Origin of the sequence: Microcoleus sp. OTE_8_concoct_300 (assembly GCF_031383065.1) — a bacterium.
Taxonomy (GTDB): domain Bacteria; phylum Cyanobacteriota; class Cyanobacteriia; order Cyanobacteriales; family Microcoleaceae; genus Microcoleus.
Window position 1 is genome coordinate 1 of the sequence record NZ_JANMZH010000948.1, and the last position, 6,959, is coordinate 6,959.

A 6,959-nucleotide genomic window follows, 5' to 3' on the forward strand; every position below is an offset into this window, starting at 1 on the left:
AAATTTTATGGCGGTTTATTAAGTATGAATGGATTGAGATATCTGCTTACAAGAGTTGGGGAACTTTTGTTACCTCTGTGGAAAAAATCCTGAAAGAATTTGGAGAAAACTATGTAATTAATTTTGTCTAGCTACTTACCACAAGACCCAAATCAATAATATGTTACCCTCATTCTATCACGACCTACTCGAAAAATATCTAACCCCAGCACAATTACTTACCCTTCAGATGTTCGCGCGTGTTGTTACAGACTCAAAAAGAAGTCAGGATAGAACGATTAGCTGCCACCCTTCAATTGCCGATATTGCTTCGTAGCCGTCGCCGCCACATACAACGATTTTTACAGATTAAAACACGAGCGCATACTTATAGTATGGTTTCCGATTGTCTTGCGAGGTAATAGCCCGTCAGTTCAAAGCCGGGAGTCAATTAGTCATTGCATTAGATAGAACCCAAGGTCAAGAGTATAATGTGTTAAGGGTAAGCGCGATCGTTCAAAAAACGGCTTTTCCCATATTCTGGACGCTGCTAGATAAACATGGGGCTTCTAAGAAGGTCGAACAACAACAAGTATTGCGTCCAGTAATTTGCTTGTTAAAAAGATATAAATTAGTAATTATTGGCGACGCTTGAATTTCACAGTATATAGCTGGCACAAAGGTTACACCACCAGCGTTTGACTTTTATTCTCCGTCAAAAAAGCAGTAATACTTTCCGAGAAAAAAGACAGCCATTTCAATCCCTAAGCAGCATTCCGGTTCAACCAGGAATTCATCTATTTTATCCGAGAGTAGGATTAACTCAAAAGAAAGGGTTTTCTAGGTTTAACCGGCGTTGCATCCGATCAACGCAAATATCGAGGCAAACAAGAAGACGAGCCTTGGTATCTATTAACTAATCTCCCCGATTTGAAAAGTGATCTCGAAGTTTACGGTCAACGTTACGGAATCGAAGCAATGTTTAAAGATTGTAAAAGAGGAGGATATAATCTGGAGGGTTGTCAAGCATCACCTGACAAATTAATTTCTTTGGTTATTTTAATAGCTTTGGCGATGACTTCGGCATGGTTAAAAGGGAAAAGAGATCAGCTTCAAAGACAAGAAAAAAATATATAGCGGTTCTCAAAAAAGTGAGGTATACCCTATGCCCACGGAGGCCTATGCCCTATGCCCTATGCCCATGAGTACCTCATCTTTCGCTCGAAAGGCTATATGTCCTCCTCAAGAAAAAGGTAGAAATAGAAGAAGACATAGCAAGTTTTGGATTGGTTTGTATGGCGAAAATTGGTTAATTGCCAATGACTGCTGTTGGGAGTGGATAGCATCTATGATGAGTTTAGTTCGCAATAAGCACTCATTTTACCGGATGGGGCTAAGAGCTAGAAAGCTGATAGAGCAACCGCTTTAGCCTCGTTTTTAGCCTCAGTGTCGCCCCCTCAACTAGAGACAACGTTTTTTGTAGTGTTAGAAGCAACTTAATCATTTGAAAACCCAGCCAGTCTTTATACGGAATTTTACATCTATTCGTATTGATAAACAAGAAGTCACTGCTCTCCATGCCAAACAACAGGTATGAAAAGGGGATCCAGATAAAACCCAATCTTTTTAACCTGTTGGTAATTTTGTTAACTTCCTCAGTGCTAATAGAACCTGGCATAAAATCGTGAAACTCTATACTGAGCTGCTTAATATTGCAGAGCGTGGTATCCGTAGTTGAGTTAAAAACGGCTTCTTCAGCACCTTCAATATCTATCTTCAACAAATCCACTAACTCGATTCTCTGATTGTTCAGAAAAGTTTCTAAAGTGATACCATCCACTGATATCTCTCCCTGAAGGCCGTAGGAACTAGCAACTTCCTGACTAATACTGTTACATTCTATATTATCTGAAATATATAATTTTAAGGGTTCATTTCGGTCTGATATAGCATAATTAAAGTTTTTAATTAAGCCATTCTCTGGGAGTTTAGAATACAGAGAAGGAGCTGCTTCTATGGCGTAACAGCTACACTTGAATTCGCGAGTTATCGCTTCGCTAAATTGACCGCGATTGGCGCCTAAATCGATAACTAAAGAGTCAGAGTCGAGGATTTTAGAATAAATACTATGAGTTTGGAGATAGCTCAATCCTGAATGCTTTTGCCAGAAATCGATAGCTTTCACTAATAAATTATTAAGTAGCATGAGTGGCGGAATAAATTATGGTGAATAGTAACATTTTAAACCATGTGTGCCGACTTACTGAGGAAAATTAATTAATTGTAACAATACTTTGGTACGATATAGTCTGGCAGCTAAAACCCACAACTTCAAATCGACATGAGCCAGCATTCAGACCGCATTGCCCCTCACGGCGGCATCCTGGTCAACCGCATTGCCACACTAGACCAAAGACAAGAATTTTTCGACAAAGCAGAGTCCCTGCCGCGAGTCCAGCTTTCGGATCGATCGATCTCCGACCTGCAAATGATCGCCATCGGCGCCCTGAGTCCCCTCAAAGGGTTCATGAACGAAGCTGATTATCGATCGGTCGTCAAACAAATGCGCCTCTGGAACGGTCTTCCTTGGTCGGTTCCCATCACCCTCTCGGTAACAGAAGCAGTCGCCGACACCCTGAAAGAAGGCACTTTAGTGCGCCTCGACACCCCGGCGGGCGAGTTTGCCGGAATCTTGGAACTTGCAGAAAAATACCGCTACAGCAAAGAAGAAGAAGCCCTCAACGTCTACCGCACAGACGACCTTAAACACCCGGGCGTCCAAGTAGTAGACAAATCCGGGCCCGTTAACCTCGCAGGCGACGTTTGGCTGCTGGAACGCGAACTAGATGTCCGGTTTCCCCAATACCAAATTGACCCGGCGAAATCGAGAATACTGTTCAAAGAAAAAGGATGGAAAACCATAGTCGGTTTCCAAACCCGAAACCCCATCCACCGGGCCCACGAATACATCCAAAAATGCGCCTTAGAAACAGTAGACGGCTTGTTCCTGCACCCGCTAGTCGGGACGACGAAGGATGACGACATCCCCGCTGATGTGCGGATGCGCTGCTACGAAATTCTGCTAGAAAAATACTATCCAAAAGATCGCGTAATTTTGGCAATTAATCCGGCGGCGATGCGCTACGCCGGGCCACGAGAAGCAATTTTTCATGCTTTAATCCGCAAAAACTACGGCTGCACTCACTTTATCGTGGGGCGCGATCATGCTGGAGTTGGCGATTATTACGGCACTTACGATGCCCAACATATTTTTGATGAATTTGAGCCGGGAGAATTGGGAATTGTGCCGATGAAATTCGAGCACGCTTTCTATTGCACACTGACCGAACAGATGGCTACAACTAAAACAAGCCCAAGCACTCCTGAACAACGGGTGCATTTGTCGGGAACCAAAGTTCGGGAAATGCTGCGCGCTGGAAAATTGCCGCCGCCTCAGTTTTCTCGGCCCGAAGTCGCTGCAGAATTAGCCAAGGCAATGAATATTTTCAGTTACGAGATTTAAGTCGGTCAGCTTGGTGTTGGCGGCATTCTGAATTGTTTTGAATTTTAACTTTTGAGTTTTGTTTTTTAAAGTTTAAACTGAAAACTCAAAAGTTAAAACTGAAAAATTCTCTTAATACTAAACACTCACAAAGTAATTAAATACCCTAAAATTATTGAGGGGAATTTAACTAAAAATTCAAAACGGAAAATTTAAAGCTATTTAAAAATGGGACTCAAGCGGCGGGAATTTTTGCAGCAAGCTGGCCGGGTGCTGGGCGCCATCGGAATCAGCGACGCCCTGTGGCTGCGGTTGGGCTCGCGCTACCTCCAAGCCTTAGCGCAGCCGACAGCCCGCAAATTGGCTTTGTTGGTGGGCGTTGACAAATATCCAGACTCGCCCCTGCACGGCTGCGTCACGGATGTGGATTTGCAGCGGGAACTGCTGATATATCGGTTTGGGTTTGTGCCGTCTGACATTTTGACTTTGACTGACGCTCAAGCTACGAGGGACAATATCGAGACGGCTTTTGTGACTCACTTGAGCGAACAAGCAAAACCCGGTGATGTGGTAGTTTTTCACTTTAGCGGCTGCGGTAGCCGAGTCAGTTTGGGCGAGTCTCCGGGAATAATGCAAAACAGTTTGGTGCCGGCGGATGATGTTTTGCCGCTGTTAGCAAACCGGGCAGTGAACGATATTTTAGAGGAAACGCTGCTGCTGTTGGTTCGTGAGCTCGCGACAGAAAATGCGATCGCCATCCTCGACACCAGCTACCCCTATCCGGGTTTCCGCAAAAACGGCAACTTTCGCATTCGCTCCCGTCCCCGCCCCACCGTCGGGCAGCCGGGCCTCGCAGAATTAACGTTCGCCGAAGACCTCAGATCCCGCCCAAATCTCCGTCCGGACGCCACCGTACTTGCCGCGGGCGCGAATTCCCAACTCGCCGCCGAACAAGAGTGGAACGGATTTACCGCAGGTTTGTTTACCTACGCCCTCACCCAAACTTTGTGGTGGGCAACTCCTGCTAGCAGCTTCAGCGTCTGTTTCAGCCGCGCGGCGGGTACAGTCGAGAAAATAGCGGGGTTATCGCAGCAACCGCAAATTCGCCATCACGATTTAACAGCCGCGCCGACGGTGAATTTTTCAAATTTAATGTTGAATTCCCCGGCATCTGACGGCGCTGTGACGGCGCTGGAAGACGGAGGCAAAACTGTACATTTGTGGCTGGGCGGGTTGTCGCCAGGAGTTTTGGAGTGCTCCGGGGGTTCTGTGTTTGCTTTAGATTCCTCAGCCGGCGATCTGCTTTTGCTGCGGGGACGCACGGGCCTCTCTGCTAAAGCCCAAGTTTTAGAGAAGCCCTCACGAACAGAGGGGCAACTAACAGTCGGCCAACTGGTGAGGGAAGAAATTCGGGTATTGCCGCGAAACATCGGTTTGACAGTAGCTTTGGACTCGGGTTTGGAACGCATCGAGCGCGTGGACGCCACCAGTGCCTTTGCGACTGTGCCGCAAGTTGCGGTGGTAGGCAGCGAGCAACCCGCTGACTGTCGGTTCGGCAGAGTCCCGGAAACGACTTTAGTCGAAACAGTCTCGCCTCACGAGCCTGCTTTGTCTCAAAGGCGTTACGGTTTGTTTTCTTTGGCTCAAATGCTGATTCCCGATACTCAGGGCGACGGGGGAGAAGCAGTCAAGGTGGCGGTGCAGCGCTTGACTCCGCAGTTGAAAGCGCTGCAGGCGGGGAAGTTGCTGCGGCTGACAGTCAATGAGGGGTCTTCACGCCTCAAGGTGCGGGCGGTTCTGGCAACTCTCGCACCCCAAGCGCGGGCCCTGGCACAGCGAGAGCCGGTGCGGGCCGGCGGTGATTATCGGCTGGAACCCTTGAGCGGCGAAAGCGAGAAATCAGCCAACGCTCATATACTAAGTATGAGCAAAAGCAGTCGCAGTCTGTGTATATTGTATAACGATAGCGATCGCCCGGTTTACTTTGCGGTGTTTTGCTCGGACAGCGCGGGACGGCTGTCAGTGTTCGGCACTGAGGGCAAAGACTCTGTGGCGGGGATGTCGGGGCCGATCGCTCCTGGGGAGAATTTGACGGTGCCGGCGGCTGGGGCGATCCTCTTCGAGGGCTTCGCTAACGGGTGGGCGGTATCTGGGCCGATCGGACTTGCGGAAACTATGATTATCTTTAGTGAGAGTCCCTTCGCTCAAACTCTGGCTGCAATAGAAGCCGAAATGCAGCAAACGAGGGATGCCCTGCCAATTCGAGTGTTGTTGAATCCTTTAAATGTGGCGCGGGCGGTGCTCGAAGATTTGCACGCGGCTAGCATTCCGGGGGTGCAGAAAGTGGGGATATCGACGGATGATTTGGCTTTGGATGTGAATGTTTGGGCAACTCTGAGTTTTGTTTATCGGGTGGTTTAATTTAGGAATGGGAACTTGGGAATGTTTTCTATAACCTATAATCCGAATCTATCCGAGTACGAAATCGATATTTACTTCCAAATCAGGAAAGGCGAGCGACGCCACTTGTTGACCCCGCCAAAACTTTTGGATTAAACTGTAACCATTAGGAGTTGGCTGGCGGTAAACTTCTAAACATTGTGCCTCTATATCTACGAGCCAGACTTCTGGAATGAGCGATCGAGCGTAAATAAGAACTTTCACATCTCGATCGTAATCAACCGTGCTATCGGATACTTCTATCAACAGCAAAACTTCTGACGGTACTGGATGTGCTGTTGAATAGTAATCAGCCCGGGGTTGCAGCAATACTACATCAGGTTGGGGTTCGGTTCGCTCGCTCAACTGGATGGGGTTTTGCACATCCAGAAAAGCCCGGTTACTGGGAATTACGCTCAACAGTCCGATGAATCGTCTCACACAAGAAGCATGAGGAGTTCCAATTGCTGCGATTTGGATAAGTTCTCCTTCTATCAGTTCTACCCGATCGCCCTCGGAAAGAATACCAGCTTTGCCCATTAAATGATATTCTTCTACGGTCAACAACCTTTTGAGTAATTGCACTGCCATAACCCACCGCGCTGCTAATTATTTTTTAAATTGTAGTCGATCTGCCAAGAAAGAAGTCAATCGATTTTAGATTTTAGATTTTAGATTAAAGAATTGAAGCATTGACCCCACGGATAAATTCGGGGGCTTGTTTATCGGATACAGATTTTTTATTTCTCCGTCCTGAGTCTGCGAAGGAATGAATCCGGGGGCTTGTATCCTGGATGCTTTCGGTCATTGTAATCGGTAACTGATAATTGGTAATTGGTAACTTGTACAGCCCTTGGACTTACTCCGGCTACGCTCAGCACGAGTCGCTCAGGAACCGCGTACCCGAAGTATTGGGAATGTCAACTGTCAACTGTCAACTGTCAACTGTCAACTGTCAACTGTCAACTGTCAACTGTCAACTGTCAACTGTCAACTGTCAACTGTCAACTGTCAACTGTCAACTGTCAACTGTCAACTG

At 47.0% G+C, this 6,959-nt stretch carries 7 protein-coding genes; 5 read left to right on the plus strand and 2 right to left on the minus strand.

Annotated elements, in window-relative coordinates; translation table 11 throughout:
- Positions 1-385: 385 nt before the first annotated feature.
- Both ACUVJL_RS40175 and ACUVJL_RS40180 read left to right on the plus strand, forming a co-directional pair.
- On the plus strand, positions 386-634 hold the full coding sequence (locus tag ACUVJL_RS40175; RefSeq protein WP_445250929.1) for a hypothetical protein: 249 nt from the start codon (positions 386-388) through the stop codon (positions 632-634).
- A 275-nt stretch (positions 635-909) separates the two neighbouring features.
- Positions 910-1,116 carry a hypothetical protein gene (locus tag ACUVJL_RS40180; RefSeq protein WP_445250930.1) on the plus strand — a complete coding sequence of 69 codons (207 nt, stop codon included), beginning with the start codon at positions 910-912 and terminating at the stop codon, positions 1,114-1,116.
- Between the two features lie 256 nt (positions 1,117-1,372).
- On the opposite strand, the gene ACUVJL_RS40185 is transcribed toward ACUVJL_RS40180, so the two are convergent.
- The gene (locus ACUVJL_RS40185) at positions 1,373-2,185 is read right to left on the minus strand and encodes an FkbM family methyltransferase (protein ID WP_445250931.1); all 813 of its coding nucleotides are present in this window, start codon (positions 2,183-2,185) and stop codon (positions 1,373-1,375) included.
- 135 nt (positions 2,186-2,320) lie between these two features.
- On the opposite strand from ACUVJL_RS40185, the gene sat reads away from it, so the two are divergent.
- Both sat and ACUVJL_RS40195 read left to right on the plus strand, forming a co-directional pair.
- Positions 2,321-3,502: a sulfate adenylyltransferase gene (sat, locus tag ACUVJL_RS40190; RefSeq protein ID WP_445250932.1), complete on the plus strand. Its 1,182-nt coding sequence runs from the start codon at positions 2,321-2,323 to the stop codon at positions 3,500-3,502.
- Between the two features lie 207 nt (positions 3,503-3,709).
- Positions 3,710-5,902 (plus strand): caspase family protein, encoded by a 2,193-nt coding sequence (locus ACUVJL_RS40195; RefSeq protein WP_445250933.1) that lies wholly within the window; start codon positions 3,710-3,712, stop codon positions 5,900-5,902.
- A 48-nt stretch (positions 5,903-5,950) separates the two neighbouring features.
- On the opposite strand, the gene ACUVJL_RS40200 is transcribed toward ACUVJL_RS40195, so the two are convergent.
- Positions 5,951-6,511: a Uma2 family endonuclease gene (locus ACUVJL_RS40200; protein ID WP_445250934.1), complete on the minus strand. Its 561-nt coding sequence runs from the start codon at positions 6,509-6,511 to the stop codon at positions 5,951-5,953.
- A 236-nt stretch (positions 6,512-6,747) separates the two neighbouring features.
- Here ACUVJL_RS40200 and ACUVJL_RS40205 point away from each other — a divergent pair.
- The coding region (locus tag ACUVJL_RS40205) for a hypothetical protein (RefSeq protein ID WP_445250935.1) at positions 6,748-6,959 on the plus strand (212 nt) is incomplete at its 3' end.